The organism is Mycobacterium sp. IS-2888, from assembly GCF_001954215.1.
Classification (GTDB): domain Bacteria; phylum Actinomycetota; class Actinomycetes; order Mycobacteriales; family Mycobacteriaceae; genus Mycobacterium.
Genome location: NZ_MBET01000025.1, coordinates 19,881 through 36,975 on the forward strand (window position 1 = coordinate 19,881; position 17,095 = coordinate 36,975).

At 66.0% G+C, this 17,095-nt stretch carries 18 protein-coding genes and 1 pseudogene; 9 read left to right on the forward strand and 10 right to left on the reverse strand.

Annotated features, from left to right (window positions below; all coding sequences use genetic code 11):
• Window positions 1-3: 3 nt before the first annotated feature.
• The gene (locus A5745_RS04070; RefSeq protein WP_076115240.1) at window positions 4-1,704 is read right to left on the reverse strand and encodes a molybdopterin-dependent oxidoreductase; all 1,701 of its coding nucleotides are present in this window, start codon (window positions 1,702-1,704) and stop codon (window positions 4-6) included.
• Between the two features lie 285 nt (window positions 1,705-1,989).
• Here A5745_RS04070 and A5745_RS04075 point away from each other — a divergent pair, with 285 nt between their 5' ends.
• The gene (locus A5745_RS04075; protein WP_076115183.1) at window positions 1,990-2,508 is read left to right on the forward strand and encodes a hypothetical protein; all 519 of its coding nucleotides are present in this window, start codon (window positions 1,990-1,992) and stop codon (window positions 2,506-2,508) included.
• Here the strand turns inward: A5745_RS04075 and A5745_RS04080 are convergent.
• From A5745_RS04080 to A5745_RS04090, 3 genes are all read right to left on the reverse strand, one after another.
• Window positions 2,505-3,017, reverse strand: coding sequence for a DUF3145 domain-containing protein (locus tag A5745_RS04080; RefSeq protein ID WP_076061202.1), 513 nt, complete (start codon window positions 3,015-3,017; stop codon window positions 2,505-2,507). The two genes, A5745_RS04075 and A5745_RS04080, sit on opposite strands and share 4 nt — an antisense overlap.
• 137 nt (window positions 3,018-3,154) lie before the next feature.
• Complete coding sequence (locus A5745_RS04085; RefSeq protein WP_076115184.1) at window positions 3,155-3,976, reverse strand: serine hydrolase; 822 nt, start codon at window positions 3,974-3,976, stop codon at window positions 3,155-3,157.
• Window positions 3,976-5,034: a class I SAM-dependent methyltransferase gene (locus A5745_RS04090; protein WP_076115185.1), complete on the reverse strand. Its 1,059-nt coding sequence runs from the start codon at window positions 5,032-5,034 to the stop codon at window positions 3,976-3,978. Before A5745_RS04090 ends, A5745_RS04085 begins: the two co-directional genes overlap by 1 nt.
• Before the next feature lie 32 nt (window positions 5,035-5,066).
• Between A5745_RS04090 and A5745_RS04095 the strand changes: the two genes are divergently transcribed.
• Together A5745_RS04095 and A5745_RS04100 are read left to right on the forward strand one after the other, a co-directional pair.
• Window positions 5,067-6,152: an S-(hydroxymethyl)mycothiol dehydrogenase gene (locus A5745_RS04095; protein ID WP_076115186.1), complete on the forward strand. Its 1,086-nt coding sequence runs from the start codon at window positions 5,067-5,069 to the stop codon at window positions 6,150-6,152.
• On the forward strand, window positions 6,149-6,766 hold the full coding sequence (locus A5745_RS04100; protein ID WP_076115187.1) for an MBL fold metallo-hydrolase: 618 nt from the start codon (window positions 6,149-6,151) through the stop codon (window positions 6,764-6,766). The genes A5745_RS04095 and A5745_RS04100 overlap by 4 nt, the downstream gene beginning before the upstream one ends.
• Window positions 6,767-6,946: 180 nt before the next feature.
• On the opposite strand, the gene A5745_RS04105 is transcribed toward A5745_RS04100, so the two are convergent.
• Window positions 6,947-7,513, reverse strand: a complete 567-nt coding sequence (locus A5745_RS04105) for an isoprenylcysteine carboxylmethyltransferase family protein (protein WP_076115188.1) — start codon at window positions 7,511-7,513, stop codon at window positions 6,947-6,949.
• Between the two features lie 24 nt (window positions 7,514-7,537).
• A complete protein-coding gene (locus A5745_RS04110; RefSeq protein ID WP_217695264.1) occupies window positions 7,538-7,951 on the reverse strand; it encodes a nitroreductase/quinone reductase family protein in 414 nt (137 codons plus the stop codon).
• 30 nt (window positions 7,952-7,981) lie between these two features.
• Between A5745_RS04110 and A5745_RS04115 the strand changes: the two genes are divergently transcribed.
• Window positions 7,982-8,788, forward strand: coding sequence for a TetR/AcrR family transcriptional regulator (locus A5745_RS04115; RefSeq protein WP_076115190.1), 807 nt, complete (start codon window positions 7,982-7,984; stop codon window positions 8,786-8,788).
• A gap of 20 nt (window positions 8,789-8,808) precedes the next feature.
• Here A5745_RS04115 and A5745_RS04120 read toward each other — a convergent pair whose 3' ends face one another.
• Window positions 8,809-9,513, reverse strand: coding sequence for an SHOCT domain-containing protein (locus A5745_RS04120; protein WP_076115191.1), 705 nt, complete (start codon window positions 9,511-9,513; stop codon window positions 8,809-8,811).
• On the reverse strand, window positions 9,510-11,006 hold the full coding sequence (lnt, locus tag A5745_RS04125) for an apolipoprotein N-acyltransferase (protein WP_175879758.1): 1,497 nt from the start codon (window positions 11,004-11,006) through the stop codon (window positions 9,510-9,512). The genes A5745_RS04120 and lnt overlap by 4 nt, the downstream gene beginning before the upstream one ends.
• Window positions 11,007-11,044: 38 nt before the next feature.
• Here lnt and A5745_RS04130 point away from each other — a divergent pair, with 38 nt between their 5' ends.
• Both A5745_RS04130 and A5745_RS04135 read left to right on the forward strand, forming a co-directional pair.
• A complete protein-coding gene (locus A5745_RS04130; RefSeq protein ID WP_076061131.1) occupies window positions 11,045-12,001 on the forward strand; it encodes an SDR family oxidoreductase in 957 nt (318 codons plus the stop codon).
• Between the two features lie 160 nt (window positions 12,002-12,161).
• The gene (locus A5745_RS04135; protein ID WP_076115193.1) at window positions 12,162-12,566 is read left to right on the forward strand and encodes a hypothetical protein; all 405 of its coding nucleotides are present in this window, start codon (window positions 12,162-12,164) and stop codon (window positions 12,564-12,566) included.
• A 22-nt stretch (window positions 12,567-12,588) separates the two neighbouring features.
• Here the strand turns inward: A5745_RS04135 and A5745_RS04140 are convergent.
• Window positions 12,589-13,605 (reverse strand): annotated as a pseudogene (locus tag A5745_RS04140) (Hsp70 family protein); the annotation flags it as partial.
• Complete coding sequence (locus A5745_RS04145) at window positions 13,602-14,681, reverse strand: dihydrodipicolinate reductase (protein WP_076061126.1); 1,080 nt, start codon at window positions 14,679-14,681, stop codon at window positions 13,602-13,604. The pseudogene A5745_RS04140 and the gene A5745_RS04145, both read right to left, overlap by 4 nt.
• 73 nt (window positions 14,682-14,754) lie before the next feature.
• On the opposite strand from A5745_RS04145, the gene A5745_RS04150 reads away from it, so the two are divergent.
• From A5745_RS04150 to A5745_RS04160, 3 genes are all read left to right on the forward strand, one after another.
• Window positions 14,755-15,102, forward strand: coding sequence for an MmpS family transport accessory protein (locus A5745_RS04150; protein ID WP_170874475.1), 348 nt, complete (start codon window positions 14,755-14,757; stop codon window positions 15,100-15,102).
• Between the two features lie 52 nt (window positions 15,103-15,154).
• On the forward strand, window positions 15,155-16,465 hold the full coding sequence (locus tag A5745_RS04155; RefSeq protein ID WP_076115195.1) for a cytochrome P450: 1,311 nt from the start codon (window positions 15,155-15,157) through the stop codon (window positions 16,463-16,465).
• Between the two features lie 83 nt (window positions 16,466-16,548).
• The gene (locus A5745_RS04160) at window positions 16,549-17,088 is read left to right on the forward strand and encodes an ester cyclase (protein ID WP_076115241.1); all 540 of its coding nucleotides are present in this window, start codon (window positions 16,549-16,551) and stop codon (window positions 17,086-17,088) included.
• The last annotated feature ends 7 nt before the right edge of the window (window positions 17,089-17,095 follow it).

The window sequence follows — 17,095 nt, forward strand, 5'->3', positions numbered from 1 at the left end:
CCACTAGATGGTCTGGTGCCGCCCGAAGTATTCGTGGTCTTCGTTGTAACCGCCGTAACCGCTGCCCAACTCGGAGTAGTGTGCGACGAACTCAATGCCCTTGAGCCACTTCACATGCCGGAAGCCGTGCTGCAATTCATTGCGCAGCCGCAGTGGCGCCCCGTGACCGTAGCTCACCGGTTCGCCGTTCATGTCGTAGGCCAGCATGGTCAGATGGTTGCTCATCTGGTCAATGGGGTGCGCGACATAATAGATCCCCCCGTCCGCGCCGGGGCCCAGCGAGTAGAACACCACCCATTTCGCAGCGGCCAGCGGTTTGACGACGTCCATGATCGTCTTCATTTGCACGCCACCCCATTTGGCAACACCCGACCAGCCCTGGATGCAGAAGTGTTGGGTGATCTGTTCGTGGTACGGCAAGTCATGCAAGTCGGCCAGCGAGAACTCGGTGGGGTTCTCGACGAGGCCGTCGACCCGCAGCCGCCAATCCACGAAGTTGTTCTGTTCCAACTCCTTGTACTCAACGGTTTCTGGGTAGGTGCCGTTGTGCCAGAAGTACGGCGAGATGTCTTTTTCGGTGAACGCACCAGGCTTCGGGTTGGCGTACTCGAACAGCCGCTGCAACGGCCCGACAAGCGCGTAGCCGACCCGCTGCACAATCCTGGGGTGGCGATAAGTGAACGGGGTGGCGACGACCCAGCCAATCGTTACCACCGCCATGGCCGCGGCAAAGACCCAGAAACCCACCCAGCTGTTGTCGTCGCGGGCGCCGAACATGTGGTTGAGGTTGCGCACAGCATCGGTGGCAAAAACCATCGTGACGTGCATAACGATGAACACGATGAAATACACCAAGACCAGGAAGTGCAGTGAGCGTGCGTGCTGAATGTTCAACCGCTTGCTGATCATGGTGAGGCGCATCGAAAGGGCCGGCGACATCCCAAGCGCGGTGATGACCGCGAGCGGTGCCGCGATGAAGACCGTCGTGAAGTACGTCAACAACTGCAGCGCGTTGTAGGCCACCCAGGTGTTGTCGATCGGCCAGTCCAGCGACAGGTATTGGATCGCAACCGATCCCGCATTGGGAAAGACGTCCCAGCTGGTCGGCACCATGTGTCGCCATTGACCGGTAGCGAACAGCAGCACATAGAACACCGCACCGTTGAGCAGCCACAGAACGTCGACGCCGAGGTGCCACCACCGCGCCAGCCCAATGGAATGGCGAATCCCGGGCAATCCCAACTGACCGGGCAGACCGACCGAGTCGTCCTTGGCCGTCCACAGCGGGTCATCCGGCACCGGCTTGGCCACTCGCAGCCACTCGTCCTTGCCCGGCGTGGCGTTGCGACTGAAGTACAGCCGCGGATGGTCGCACAGGATTTGAATCCCGGAACGGATGATGAACGTCATCAGGAACAGGTTGAAGAAGTGGCTCCATCCGACCCACGCCGGGATGCCGGGGCTGACGCCGGAAGGCACATGGGTTCCGGGATAACGCTGGATGAAGGCCTGCACCGCCGGGATGTGGTGCAGGCCTTTGGCCACTGCCACGGCCACGACGAGCACGGCGAACCCGGCGGGAAGCAGCCAGAGCACGTTTAACCACTTGTCGCGACCCACCCGCAGTCGCGGCACCATGGCCCGCTTGTCTTCTATGCCGCCGGCCCATGTCTCCGGATTGACGATGTTCTCGGCAAGGCGCAGCTCTGCGCGGTACCCCGCGCCCTGATACCCGCTGGCATCGCCCCTGTGGGCCTGGCGGACGCGGAGTTCGTTGTCGGTCACGCCGTATCGCACCTAACGCAATTTTTACAATTTAATATGGATAAACTCTAGCGCGTGAAGTGCCTGATCAGGAAGGGTCGCTGCGAGTGACTCGCCTCACCACGCGCTACGGATTCTGCGTCCCGCGAAATAAGGATCACGGCGGTGTAACAGATCGGCCACCCCGTCCGATATCTTGGCGTCGGCTCTGCACCGGGGGGAAATATGTCGGGACACCGCAAGATTGCACTGGGCCTGTTGGCTGCCGCGGCGCTGGGCTGCTCGGTATGGCTTTCGCCCGCGGCCTCCGCGATTCAGCCGTCGGCCTGGAACGGGCCCTACCTGCTGACTTTCGCCGCCAACCAGAAGACCGGTACCAGCATGGCCGCCCGTCAGCCCGAAACCTCCCAGCGGGCCAGCTACTCGTTCACGTCGAACTGCTCGACGGGCGTCTGCGTCGCCACGGTCAATAACCCTCCGGCGCCCAAAAGCCCGTACGAGCAGCGATCGGTTCAGTTCGCCTGGAACGGGTCTCAGTGGGTCCAGCAGATCAACCGGACCTGGGATTGCCCACTGCTCGGCGGCCGCGTGGAACGCGACCCCGCGAGGTCCATCACGGCCTTGACGCCCGCCGCCGACGGCACCCTGACCGGCGTGTTTCACATCGACATCGTCAGCGGCGCGTGCGCAGGCAGCATGGAGATGCCGGTCACCGCTACCCCGGTGAGCCCGCCCGTTATCTAGCCGACGCCCCGGCTCAGCCAGGTCACCTCACCGGCGTCGCCGCCGTCGCGGTACACCTCGAGCGCCTCGTCCCAGGCCGTCCCCAGCACCGAATCCAGTTCCGCGGCCAGCGTGTCGGCGCCCTGCGCCATCATCGCCCGCAGCCGCATCTCCCCGACCATGATGTCGCCGTTGGCGCTCATCGCTCCGCTCCACAAGCCGAGCTGCGGGGTGTGGCTGAATCGGTGGCCGTCGACCCCGGGGCTCGGATCCTCGGTCACCTCGAACCGCAACACCGACCAAGAGCGCAACGCGTTGGCCAGCCGGGCGCCGGTGCCCACCGGCCCGACCCAATTGGTGACCGCGCGCAGCTGTCCGGGCATCGCCGGCTGCGGGGTCCACACCAAGTTGGCCTTGGATTGCAGGGTCGACGACAGCGCCCACTCGACATGCGGGCAGACCGCCGCGGGCGAGGCGTGGATATAGACCACGCCAGCCGTCACGTCGGCGAATTGATTCGACGCACGCATCTCCTGCTCCTTCGGTTCCACGAGGGACGTCTTCCCCAACGACCTGGTGGACCCGCGAGCAGCGGAAATGCTGATGTTTTTGTGTCCTGCGTGTCTATTGTGCCCTGTGATACCCGTGTTGCGCTAGTCTCCGTGGCCTATTTGGTGTATTCGGATATCGCCGCGTCGGAAATCGCGGGCCACAAGTCCAGCGCCCACTCGCCGAAATCCCGGTCCGTCAGCGCCACCAGCGCCAGCTCCGCGTCGGGATCCGCCCAGATGAAACCGCCCGCCTGGCCGAAATGCCCGTATGTCCGCGCCGAGTTGCGCCCGCCCGTCCAGTGCGGCGATTTCGAATCCCGGATCTCGAAACCCAGCCCCCAGTCGTTGGGTCGCTGCACCCCGTACCCGGGCAGCACACCGTCCAGCCCGGGAAATTGCACCGTCGTGGCCTCGTCGTGCAGCTGCGCCGACACCGTCGCCGGGCGCAGCAGGTCACCGGCGAAGGCGGCCAAATCCGCCACGGTGGACGTCGCCCCGAACCCGGCTTCCAAGGCCCCGCCGTCCAGCCGGGTCGTCCCCATCGCCAGCGGTTCGCACACCGCCTCGGTCAGGTAGCGGCCGAACTCGATCCCCGACTCCCGCTCCACGGTCTCGGCCAGCACGGTGAAGCCGTAGTTGGAGTAGATGCGCCGGGCGCCGGGCTTCGCCAGCGCGCGGTCGTTGTGCATCGCCAGGCCCGACGCGTGCGCCAGCAGGTGGCGAACCGTGGAGCCGGGCGGTCCGGCCGGGGTCTCCAGGTCGACGACGCCCTCCTCGATGGCGACGTGCACGGCCCGCGCGACCAACGGTTTGGTGACCGACGCCAGCACGAAAACCTGCTTGCTGTCGCCATGCGTCTCCAGCACCCCGTCGGGTCCGATCACCGCGGCGGCGGCGGATGGGACGGGCCAGTCGTCGAGAGCGTCGAGGGCCGCCATCACTTCCTGGCGATGTAGTAGTTGTTCAGCGGGTCCGATTCGATCTCGGCCACCCGCACGTCGCCGAAACCGGCGTCGGCGAGCATCGAGGTGGCCAGCTGCGTTCCCCACGCCGTGCCCAGCCCGGCGCCATCCAGCGCCAGTGACACCGTCATGCAATGCATCAGCGAGACGGTGTAGAGATAGGTGCTCATCGGCACATCGACGTTCTCCTCGAGCCGGCTCGACGCCTTGACGTCGGCCATCAAGAAGACGCCGCCGGGTCGCAGCGCTTGGTAGATGTTCTCCAGCACCCGCGCCGGCTGCGCCTGGTCGTGGATCGCATCGAACACGGTGATGACGTCGTAGGCCTCGTGCTTGTCCAGCCGCGCCAGATCGTGGCTTTCGAAGGTCGCGTTCATCAGGCCGAGGCGAGCCGCCTCGGCGACACCGGTGGCAATGGCCTCGCGGGAAAAGTCGATGCCGGTGAACCGGCTTGCCGGAAACGCCTGTGCCATCACGTTTATCGCGTGACCGCTGCCGCAGCCGAAATCGGCCACATCGGCTCCGGCACGGAGGCGTTCCGGGAGGCCGTCGACCAACGGCAGCACGACGTCGACGAGCGCGACGTCGAACACGGCGGCGCTCTGCTCGGCCATCAACGCGTGGAAGCGAGGGAATTCGGTATACGGCAGCCCGCCACCCTCGCGAAAGCAACCGACGATTTTCTGCTCGATCTCGCCGAGTTGCGGAACGAACAGCGCAACGAGGGCGAGGTTGTGCGGCCCGGCCGCACGGGTGAGGGTCGCCGCGCGGTGAGCGGGGAGCGAGTAGGTGCCGGCGGCGGCGTCGTAGTCGACGACGTGCCCGGTTGTCATGCCAGCAAGCCACTCCCGGACGTAGCGCTCGTCGAGGCCGGCGGCCTCGGCGATCTGCGCGCTGCTGGCGGGAGGCAGCCCGGCCATGGTGTCCAGCAGACCGGTCTGATGCCCGATGCTCAGCAGGATGGTGAGACTGGCGCCGTCGATGGCCCCAACCATCCGCTCGGCGAATTGTTCGGCCGTCTCGGGTGCCGTCATGGTCAGCGACGCTACACCGTAGGTTGGACGCCATGAGTCAGACAGTGCGCGGCGTGATTTCACGAAAAAAGGGCGAACCCGTCGAGCTGGTGGACGTCGTCATCCCGGACCCCGGGCCCGGTGAGGCCGTAGTCGACGTCATTGCCTGCGGGGTGTGCCACACCGACCTGACTTACCGCGAGGGCGGCATCAACGACGAGTACCCGTTCCTGCTCGGCCACGAGGCGGCGGGCACGGTCGAGGCCGTCGGGCCGGGCGTCACCGCCGTCGAGCCCGGCGACTTCGTGATCCTGAACTGGCGCGCGGTGTGCGGGCAGTGCCGGGCCTGCAAGCGTGGCCGGCCGCACCTGTGCTTCGACACCTTCAACGCCGAGCAGAAGATGACGCTGACCGACGGCACCGAACTCACCCCGGCGCTGGGCATCGGCGCGTTCGCCGACAAGACACTGGTGGCGGCGGGTCAATGCACGAAGGTCGATCCGGCGGCCGATCCTGCGGTCGCCGGCCTTTTGGGTTGCGGGGTGATGGCCGGCATTGGCGCGGCGATCAACACGGGCGCGGTGGAGCGCAACGACACCGTCGCGGTGATCGGCTGCGGCGGCGTGGGCGACGCCGCGATCGCGGGGTCGGCGCTGGTCGGCGCTCGGCGAATCATCGCCGTCGATACCGACAACAGCAAGCTGGATCTGGCGCGCAAGTTCGGCGCCACCCACACCGTCAACGCCCGCGAATTCGACGTCGTCAAGACCATCCAGGACCTCACCGACGGCTTCGGGGCCAACGTGGTGATCGACGCGGTCGGCCGTCCCGAAACGTGGAAGCAGGCCTTCTACGCCCGCGACCTCGCGGGCACCGTGGTGCTGGTGGGTGTGCCGACCCCCGACATGCTTTTGGAGATGCCGCTGGTGGACTTCTTCTCCCACGGCGGGTCGCTGAAGTCTTCGTGGTACGGCGACTGCCTGCCCGAGCGCGACTTCCCCACCCTGATCGACCTCTACCTGCAGGGCCGACTTCCCTTGGAGCAGTTCGTCTCCGAACGCATCGGGCTGGGCGACATCGAGGAAGCCTTCCACAAGATGCACGACGGCAAGGTACTGCGCTCGGTGGTGGTGTTGTGATCGAGCGGGTAGTGACCCACGGGACGTTCGAACTCGACGGCGGCAGTTGGGAAGTCGACAACAACATCTGGCTCGTCGGCGACGATTCTGACGTCGTGGTGTTCGACGCCGCTCACGACGCGGCGCCGATCATCGAGGCAGTAGCGGGCCGCCATGTCGTGGCGGTGGTGTGCACGCATGGCCACAACGACCACGTCACGGTCGCCCCCGAACTCGGCAAGAGACTCGATGCGCCCGTGCTGCTGCACCCCGGCGACGACGTGCTGTGGCGAATGACCCACCCGGACAAAGATTTTCGCTCAGTGTCCGACGGCGAGACGTTGAGCGTCGGCGGCACCGAATTGCGCGCGCTGCACACTCCGGGCCACTCGCCCGGGTCGGTGTGCTGGCATGCCCCCGAGCTTGGGGTGGTGTTCAGTGGCGACACCCTGTTCTCCGGCGGACCCGGCGCGACCGGGCGCTCGTTCTCCGACTTCCCGACGATTTTGCAGTCGATCTCCGAGCGGCTCGGCAAGCTGCCCGGCGAGACTGTCGTGCATACGGGCCATGGCGACAGCACCACCATCGGCGACGAGATCGTCCACTACGAGGAATGGGTGGCGCGCGGGCACTAGTTGTTTGGCGTCGGATCGGTTCCAGTCGTCACAGCTGCCACAGAAGTCCCTCCGTCGGGCGGGTCTCTCTCTGCCCGCCTCATAGCGACAAATTGCGCGGCGTCTCTGCTGCCGCCGCGCCCTCGACCGATTTGTCGCTGTGAGGCGGGCAGAAAGCCTGTCGCCTTCGCCAGCCACGGCTTATACGTATCGCCTCACGCGCTCGCAGTACCGGAGGTATTCCGCGCCGTAGTGGTTACGCATGAACTCTTCCTCACGCAGCACCTGGCGGTGGAACAGCGCGAGCCCGCCGGCGAGGAAGGCCAGCGGGATCCAATTGGGGAAGACCAGGAACTCGCCGATCAAGATCAGCCCGCCGCCGACATAGATCGGGTTGCGGCTGACCGCAAAGATGCCCGTCGTGACCAATTCGTCGGGGTGATCAACGTCAATGCCGACGCGGAAGCTCCGGCCGAACGAGACCAGGCTGGCCACCAGGACCGACAATCCGCCCAGGCATAGCGCAACCCCCGCCCATGCTGCGGCATTCGAATGAAAGAACCGCTGCCCGCTCACGATCGGCCAGCCAAAGGCGGCGGCGAAGACGGTGTAGAAGTAAAACAGCGCGACCGGTGGGATCAGAAAGTCCGTCTTGTCCATGTTCCCGAAATGCATTGCCTGCGTGCCGGTTCGGCGCAGCAGGAGGACTCTCGTCATCACTATGGCAAGCAAGGCCACGAGGGCCGACGCGGCGAAATATCCCAGCATCGTTATCGCATATCCTCTCTGGGTTCACTTGATTCGAAGCAACCGAAACTCGTGGCGCCGCAGCAGGCGCAGTATCACCGCGCCTGGAAATCCGAAGGCTTGGCGTCCCAGGTCGGCGGGATACGGTTCGATGCCGTCGATTTCGTACTCAGCGCCCTTGAAAACCACCACACAGCGGTGCGACGCCATTACGTTGCGATACCAGGCAACATCGGTGCCGTAGGTCAGCTCGGCGACGAAACCACCATCGACCTCGGCGAGGATAAGCGGTGTTTCATAGGTGCGACCGGTCTTGCGCCCACGGTGGCGCAGCAGGGAAAACCCTCGGCCGCGGCGGGCGGCCCGCAACGCCAGCGGGTTAAGGGTGTGGCCCAATACCCAGAAAAGCGCCGCCCGCATCCGCGGATCGCTTTGCCTCCCAAGCCGCGACAATCGCATGATACTATTCTAGGCGCTATGCCTAGTAAAATGTCAACAGGCGATGAATTTCAAGTGCCGCCCGACCTGGTGGACGCGGCGATCCGCGCCGCCGAGCAGTGCGGCCGGCCGGTGGCCGAAGTGTCACTGGGCACGCTCGCCGATGCGGCCGGGATGTCGCGCAGCACGCTGCTGCGCAGGATCGGGGGATCTCGGCGGGCGTTGGACGAGGCGGTGCGCAAAACCGGCGTCGATCCCGGCGGGCGGCCGGTTCGCGAACGCGCCATTGAAGCCGGGGCCCGGTTAATCAGCGATCGCGGGCTCGCGTCGGTGACACTGGAATCCGTTGCCGAGTCGGCGAGTTGCTCGGTGGCAAGCTTGCAGGCCATATTCGGCACTCGCGACCGATTGTTCGGGGCGATTTACCAGCGTTACAGTCCGCTGAGCGATCTGTCCCTTCTGTTTGCCGACGACACCGCCCGCCTCGAGCACACGGTGGCGAGCTTTTACGCGGTGATGGCGGCTGGTCTGGCCCGCGAACCGCGGGTGGCTCCGGCAATGCTGGCCGACCTGCTGGCGAACCCACATGGACCCGTCGCCACGGTCTTCGCCGACTACTTTCCTCGTGACTTCGCCACCGTCGGAGGATGGCTGCACCGGCAGGTGGCCGCAGGCACGATCCGCGACATTCCGATCCCCCTGTTGATAGAGCAACTGACCGGACCCCTGCTAGCCCACGTATTAATGCTTCCCGCTGCGGGCCAGCCGGGTTGGGAGATGCCTGAACTGGAGCAAGTGTGCGACGCATTCACCGCCATGTTCCTCAATGCCGTTGGAACGCAAGGCAGCACGCAATGACACGCGACACCGACAAGGGCTCAGTGTCCCTCGAGGATCCTTCGTTTCTCGGCTTCAAACTCGCTTTCCGTCAACGCCCCGGAATCCCGCAGTGCCGCTAGCGTTTTCAGCCGTTCTAACCGAACGCCCTCGTCGCTGGGCTCATACGGCCTCGGCTCATGCACCGCCACGAACGCCGTTGCCGCCTTACGCCGGGTGCGCGACAACCACATGCCGGACGCGATCGAATCGACCAGTCCCACAACGAAGACGGCCACGAACACCCACACCAGATAGCCGTAGGAGCTCTTGTGCCCGAAGGCAAGTCGCGGCTCGATGAAGCCGTTGACCTTGCCGTCCGTGGTGACGTTGTAGGTGCCGGCGGCGGGAATCTGAGCGATCCATACCCGCACGTGTGCGTCATTGTTGACCGTCGTTGTGCTGCCGATGTTTTCCGTCACCACCGGTTGCGCCACCCCCTCGGGCGGCGAGATCGTGACACCGAGCGGCGGCACGGGCAGACCACCATTGGGCCCGCCGATCACCACGGTGTGGAAGCTGAGGGTGACCTCACCGGCGGGCAGGCTCAGGCTGCTCGACCCTGGGATCGGCACTTCGCCGTAGGCGTCGTATTTGTCCAGGAAGAACGCGTTGAGCACCAGCGAGACGATGAAGCCGGCCACCGCGAGGACCATCATCACGATGGCCCCGGCGAGCGAGATTTTTGCGAGCCGCCTGCTGCTCATTCAGGCAGTTTGTCACCGCGGGCCATGCGGTGCCAGCGAAACACCGCGACCCCGACAATCACGAACGCCGCCACCGGCACCCAGTCGCCCAGCCGTTGGTACGGCGTCGCATACGACCCCATCGGCACGGCGACGACGGTGACCCCCCGAAAGCCCGACCGACACCACGCCAGCCGTCGGCCGCGCGCGTCGAACGCCGAACTGTCCCCGGACAATCCGGCGTGCACGGCCGGGCGGCCGGCCTCGACGGCGCGGACCGCGGGCTGCGCGGCCAGCTGCGGCTGCGCCCAACTGCCCTGGAACGACGAGGTCGAGCTTTGATACACCAGCAGGCCGGCACCGAGTGAAGCCTCGCGCCGGGCGAGGTCGGAGAATGTCGCCTCGTAGCTGATCAACGGTCCGATGGACACGCTGCCCACTCGCAGCACCACGGGCCCGGTGCCGCGCTGCCGGTCCTCGCCGGCGGCCTTGCTGTGGCGGGTGATCCAGCCGAAAAGCGTTCGCAGCGGCACGTATTCGCCGAACGGCACCAGCCGGGTCTTCCGGTAGCTGCCCAACGATCCGTGCTCGCCGATGAGCACCGCCGACTTGTAGATCCCCCCACCGGGAGCGGGCGCATCGACGTTGACCAACAGGTCCGCACCGACTCGCCCGGACAGCTCGGCGAGCCGGGCCAGCAGCTCGGGATGGCTGACGAGGTCTTGCCCCACGCTGCTTTCGCCCCAGACCACCAAGTCGGGTCGCTGGCCGGCGACCGACGCGGTGAGCGCCTCGCTGGCCGCCAGCCGGGCATCGGAGTCGGCGATGTCGCCGGGCTGCACCAAAGCGACCCGCAGCGTCGACCCCCCGGCCGGCGCGGGCCCCAGCAGATACCACAAGGGACCCACCGCCGCACACGCCAGCGCGGCCGCCGTCGCGACGAGCCGACTGGTCATCTCCCGGTGCGCGATTACGCCGACGATAGCGGTATTACAAGCAACCAGAAGGAAACTCGTCAGCCACACCCCGCCCAACGACGCCGACGCCAGCGTGACCGGCTGGTTGGATTGCGAGGCGCCCAGCGATGCCCACGGACCGCCCAGCCATGGCAGCGACCGCACCGCCTCGGCCGCCACCCACGCGCTGGGCAACACGACCAACGCCGCAACAGTGCGACCGACTGTGGCGGGCGGCGCCAACAACCGATGCGCGAACCACCCCCACGGCAGCCAGAGCGCACCGAACCCGACGGCCAAGGGCACCAGGAGAGGACCGATGCTGGTCACCAACCAGTACTGGTTAATCAGCACGAACCCGCCGAGACCCCACCACGCCCGCACGGACGCCTGCCACGCCGAAGGCGCCGCCCGCACCAGTAACAGCAGCGGAACCACACCGAACCAGGCCAGCCACCACCACGACGGCGCCGGAAAAGCGAGCGTGGGCAGCGCGCCGGCGGCTAATGCGGCGGCCCAGCCGCGACCGCGCTGTCGACAAGCCGACACAAAGAGCAGACTAAGACGGGGCTCATATCGAGTAAGGAGTGATACGCATGGCCAAGGATCTCGTCGCCACCGTGCCGGACCTGACGGGGAAGCTGGCGATCATCACCGGGGCCAACAGCGGGCTGGGGTTCGGGCTGGCCAGGCGGCTGTCCGCGGCCGGCGCCGACGTCGTCATGGCGATCCGCAACCGCGCCAAAGGGGAAAAGGCGATCGAGGAAATCCGCGCCACGGTTCCCGACGCCAAATTGACCATCAAACCTCTCGACCTGTCGTCGCTGGCATCGGTCGCCACGTTGGGCGAACAGCTCAACGCCGAGGGCCGGCCGATCGACATCCTGATCAACAACGCCGGGGTGATGACGCCACCGGAGCGCGACACCACCGCCGATGGCTTCGAATTGCAGTTCGGCAGTAACCATCTCGGGCATTTCGCCCTCACCGGGCGCCTGCTGCCGCTGCTGCGCGCCGCCCAGAAATCCCGCGTCGTCTCGCTGAGCAGCCTCGCGGCCCGGCAGAGCGGCAAGATCCACTTCGACGACCTGCAGTTCGAAAAGTCCTACGCGGCAATGTCGGCCTACGGGCAGTCGAAGCTCGCGGTGCTGATGTTCGCCCGCGAGCTCGACAAGCGCAGTCGCGCGGGCGGCTGGGGCATCGTCTCCAACGCCGCGCACCCCGGCCTGACCAAGACCAATCTGCAGATTGCCGGCCCGTCGCATGGCCGCGAAAAGCCGGCCCTGATGGAGCGGCTATACAAGCTGTCCTGGCGTTTCACGCCGTTCCTCTGGCAAGAGATCGACGAGGGAATCCTGCCCGCCCTGTACGCGGCCGCCGCGCCCCACGCCGAGGGCGGTGCGTTCTACGGGCCGAGCGGTTTCTATGAGGCCGCTGGGGGCGGCGTGGCGCTGGCGAAGGTCCCCGCAAACGCCAAGAACGACGACGACAGCGCGCGGCTGTGGGAGATTTCCGAACAACTCACCGGCGTCAGCTACCCGAAGCCGAACTGAGAACTCCCACAACGCTTTTCGCCGCCACCCGGCGGCGCCAAGCCCACCCCGGCGCTGATCCGGCGGCAAACAAACGCGTTGCCGAGAGTTTCGGCACGATGCTGCGGGGGGAACCCCCATCACAACCGTCGAGACTGCAACTCGGAAGGGGGTAGCCGCCATGAGCGTGCAGGACGACAAAGACGCTGGTCAAGAAGAGGGCCAGCAGTTAACTGAGAAACCAGAGCCCGACGAGGAGCAAAAGGAAAAGGCCGCCGAAATGATGACGGCCTACGAAGACCGGCCCACCCTGGTGCTGCCCGGCACCAGTGGAATGGTCTCGGGCACGGCGGTCAACGACTGGCTGGACGACGAGGGCAACCCGAAGGGCGGGGAAGGCGCCGAGGACCAGGGCGCGAGCGACAAAGGCACCGAGGACCGAGCCGAGAATCAGGGCGAGGACCAAGGCGACGAAGACCAAGGTACCGAGAACCTCGGCAAGCAAGAGCAGATCGAGAAGGACAAAGCCTTTAACGAGGAACTTCGCGAAGCCGCAAAAGAGGAGAACAAGGGCGAAAAGCGCTGACCTAGGTTAAGGCGCCGGCTCCAGCCGCGCGCAGCGCGGCGCCGACGGCCGCCGTCAGGTGCGGGCGCGGCGTGGTGGCAACCGGCACCCCAAGATGGCCCGACAGCGTGGTGGTGACGGCCGGGATATGCGCCCCGCCCCCTACCGAGATCACCGCGACCAAATCGCGAATTCCGTTGTGCGCCAACGTTTCATCCAAGACCGAAACGAAATCGTCGAGCGAATCGCGGATCGCGCCGTCGAATTCAGCCCTGGTGAACCGGACCTCGTCACTCACCCCGGGCAACCCCAGCGCGACCACCGTGTGCGACGAGAGCCCCTCCTTGGCGCTTCGGCAGGCGGCGCGCAGTCGGCTGAGCGAGCCGACCGCCGACGTGCCGGGCGGGTCGAAAAAGCCTGCGTCCGGCAAAACCGCCATGACTGCGGTCAGCACCGCCTGATCGATCAGGTCGCCGGAGAAGTCGGGGTGGCGCACGGTCGCGGCCACCGGGTGATCGTCGCCGGCGTCCAGCACCGTGATGCTGGTGCCGCTGCCGCCGAAATCGCACACCGCCACCGTCCCGCGGGCCGGTATGCCGGGGTTCGCCCGCACGGCGAACAGGGCCGCCGCGGCATCGGAGATCAAGGTCAGCGGCCGGTTCGACCATTCGGCCAGCCGGCTCAACGCCGAGCCCAAGGCGTCCACCGCCGTCGCTTCCCAGTGGGCGGGATACGTCACCGCGATGTTCTCGGGCAAGGCGCGTCCACAGGTGGCGGCGACGGCCAGCGCGCGCAACCCGTCGGCGAGCAATGCCTCGCTGCGATGGGTTGAGCCGTCGGCCGCGACGATTCCGGCCGGGTCTCCGACCCGCTGGACGAAGTCGGTGATCACCAGGCCCGGCTCGCCCAGCTGAGGGTTTTCCGACGGGACGCCGACCTCCGGTGAGCGTTGCCGATACAGGGTCAGGACGGGCTTGCGGGTAAGGGCGTGGTCGGCGGTGACGGCCGCCAGTTTGGTGGCACCGACCGACAACCCCAGCGCAGGGCTTGCTCCGGTCACCGGATGTTTCCGGCGCCCGCGATCAGCGGCAGGTCGAGCGGCGTGACCCAGCCTGGCCGCAGGTCGTTGACCGCGGGAACAGCGTTCAACGCCCGCATTCCCGTCGCCAGGCATCCGGCCGTCGCCGCGTCGCGGCCCGAGCCGTCGGTGAACCGGAACGCGGTCTCCTGGAAGATGCTCGGCGTCCCCTCGATGTCGACCCGGTAGACGTCGTTGTCGTGTCCCGTCGGCCAGTCGGGCGCCGCGTCGAGCCCGATGCGGTTGACGTGTTCGAGCTGGATACGCGTCTCGCCCTGGTAGATCCCGTTGATGGTGAACCGGACGGCGGCAACGTGTCCCGGCTTGATGACACCCCTGGCGGAGTGCCGCTCCGTCGGGGTCACCCACTTGTCCCAGGTGGTGGTGATCTCGTCGAGCATGATGCCGGCGGCGTGCGCGATCATCGGAACGGTGGCCCCCCACGCGAAGATCAACACGTCACTGTTCTCCAGCATCGGGCTGTATTCCGGCTCGCGGCCGATGCCCATCTCGACTTCGTAGTCGCCCTCGTAGTTGGTGTAGTCCAGCAATTCCGACGCCCGCACCCGCCGCACTTCTGAGCACAGGCCCATCAGCGTCATGGGGAACAGGTCGTTGGCGAATCCCGGGTCGATGCCGGTGGTGAAGCACGACGACTCGCCCAGCTCGCAGGCTTCGGTGATCGGCGCGATCCAGTTGGGCGGGTTGAGGTGCATCGTCGGCCAGACCCACGGTGTCATCGCCGTCGAGCACACGTCGATGCCGGCCCGCAGGAAGCGGGTGATCAGCGCGATGTTGTCCTTGGCGTGCATGGCCGTCGGGCCGTAGTGGACCAACGCGTCGGGCTTCAACGCGATCAGGGCGTCGACGTCGTCGGTGGCGAGGATTCCCACCGGCTCGGGCAACCCGCAGATCTCGCCGACGTCGCGGCCGACCTTGTCCGGGTTGCTGACGCCGACGCCCACCAACTCGAACACCGGATGCTTGACGATCTCGGCGATCACCATCCTGCCGACGAAGCCAGTGCCCCAGACCACCACACGCTTCGAATCCGTCATGCGCACCTTCCGATCGTCAGCCCCGCGTTCACCCTATAGACCAGGCGATGCCCGTGATGACACGATGACATCCATGACGAAGCATCTGCGCGGACCGACGCTCGTGTTCGCGATCGGGATCGGGGTCGCGAACGCGTGCGGCGTGGCCAACGCCATACCCCAGAACCCCAAGGTCCAGTACGAGGTGAGTGGCCCCGGCGTCGCGCAATACATCTCCTACCAAACCGACGCCGGTCAGCAGCGCCAGGTGAACGCGCCACTGCCGTGGTCGACGCAGTTCACCGCGTTCGGGGGCCAGGTATTCGTCATCAGCGCACAGGGGCCGGGCCCCTTGACCTGCAGGATTCTGCTCGACGGCAACGAAGTGAGCAAGGCGACGGCGACGGTGGGCTCACCCACCAGAACCCTCTGTACGCACTGACGACGGTCTAGGCTCGCCAGTGTCACCTCTTCAACGGCGAAGGAGGGCCTAGGTGAGCCTTACGACGGGTCCCAAAAAGGGCGTAGCGACGCGGCAAAACGGGACGCCACCGCCGGACATCCCGCTTGCCGACATTCATCTCGAGTCGCTTGATTTCTGGGCCCTCGACGACGACGTTCGCGACGGCGCGTTCGCGACCTTGCGCCGGGAGGCCCCGATCTCGTTCTGGCCCGCCATCGAGATGGAGGGGTTCGAGTCGGGCAATGGGTATTGGGCGCTGACCAAGCTCGACGACGTTCACTTCGCCAGCCGCCATCCGGACATCTTCAGCTCCAGCCCCAACATCACGATCAACGAGAATGCGCCCGAGATCGCCGAGTACTTCGGCTCGATGATCGTGCTCGACGATCCACGACACCAGCGGCTGCGCTCGATCGTCAGCCGCGCGTTCACGCCGAAGGTGGTCGCCCGCATCGAGGCGTCGGTGCGCGAGCGTGCGCACCGGTTGGTCGCCTCGCTGATCGCCAATCATCCCGACGGAGAAGCCGATCTGGTCAGCGAGCTCGCCGGGCCGCTGCCGTTGCAGATCATCTGCGACATGATGGGGATCCCCGAGGAGGATCACGAACAGATCTTCCATTGGACCAACGTGATCCTCGGGTTCGGCGACCCCGACCTGACAACCAATTTCGAAGAGTTCATTCAGATTTCGATGGACATCGGCGCGTACGCCACCGCGCTGGCCGAGGACCGCCGCGTCAACCATCACGACGATCTGACCACGAGTCTGGTGGAGGCCGAGGTCGACGGCGACCGGCTGTCGTCGTCGGAGATCGCGTCGTTCTTCATCCTGTTGGTGGTGGCAGGCAACGAGACCACGCGCAATGCGATCAGCCACGGCGTGCTGGCCCTGTCGCGGTATCCCGATCAACGGGAAAAGTGGTGGTCGGACTACGAGAACCTGGCACCCACCGCGGTCGAGGAGATCGTGCGGTGGGCCTCCCCCGTTGTCTACATGCGACGAACGCTGACCCGAGACTTCGAGCTGAGCGGCACCAAGATGGCGGCCGGCGACAAGGTCGCGCTGTGGTACAACTCGGCGAATCGCGACGAGTCAAAGTTCGCCAATCCGTGGGCTTTCGACATCACGCGCGACCCCAATCCGCATCTCGGCTTCGGTGGCGGGGGCGCCCATTTCTGCCTCGGCGCCAACCTGGCCCGTCGGGAGATCCGGGTTGCGTTCGACGAATTGCGCCGCGAAATCCCCGACATCGTCGCGACGGAGGAACCCGCACGGCTGCTGTCGCAATTCATTCACGGCATCAAGACCCTGCCGGTCGCCTGGACTCCCCCGCGCGGTTAGCTCCGCGAGCAGACGCAGAATCGCACAATTTCACGTGGCGCTATGCAATTCTGCGTCTGCTCGCCAGGTTTAGGGTGACCATCGTGACCATTCCCGCGTTTCCCCCTCCCGAGGTGCTGGCCGCCCGCGAGAAACTCGTGCTCGACCACTTCCATGATGAGGTCCGCCAGGCCTGGGACGACGTGCTGGCGACGTTCCCGCACCCCCGCTACGAGCTGATCCCGCAGATGGTCGTCCACGACGGCGACGAGGCCGTGCGCGGCTACTACGTCTATACCCGCACTGCGTTTCCCGACCAGGACCACGAGATCATCGCGCTGCGGCACAGCGCCGACGCGGTGATCGTCGAGTTCTGGTTGATGGGCACACACCGCGGTTATCTCGGCAAGGTTCCGCCCACCGGCAGCCGGTTCCGGGTCCGCATGAACGCCTACTTCGTGTTCGACGACACGGAAACCCTTGTGTGCGAACGCATTTACTTCGACACGCTGACCATGATCAAGCAGCTGCTGGGCGGGCTGAACATGAGGAAGCCGTCGAACTGGCTGCTGGCCGCGCGGTGTGTGCGCGGATTCCTGTCGATGTCGTCCGAAAAGCCTGACCCGGCACTGACTTCCGCGTAAACTGCGC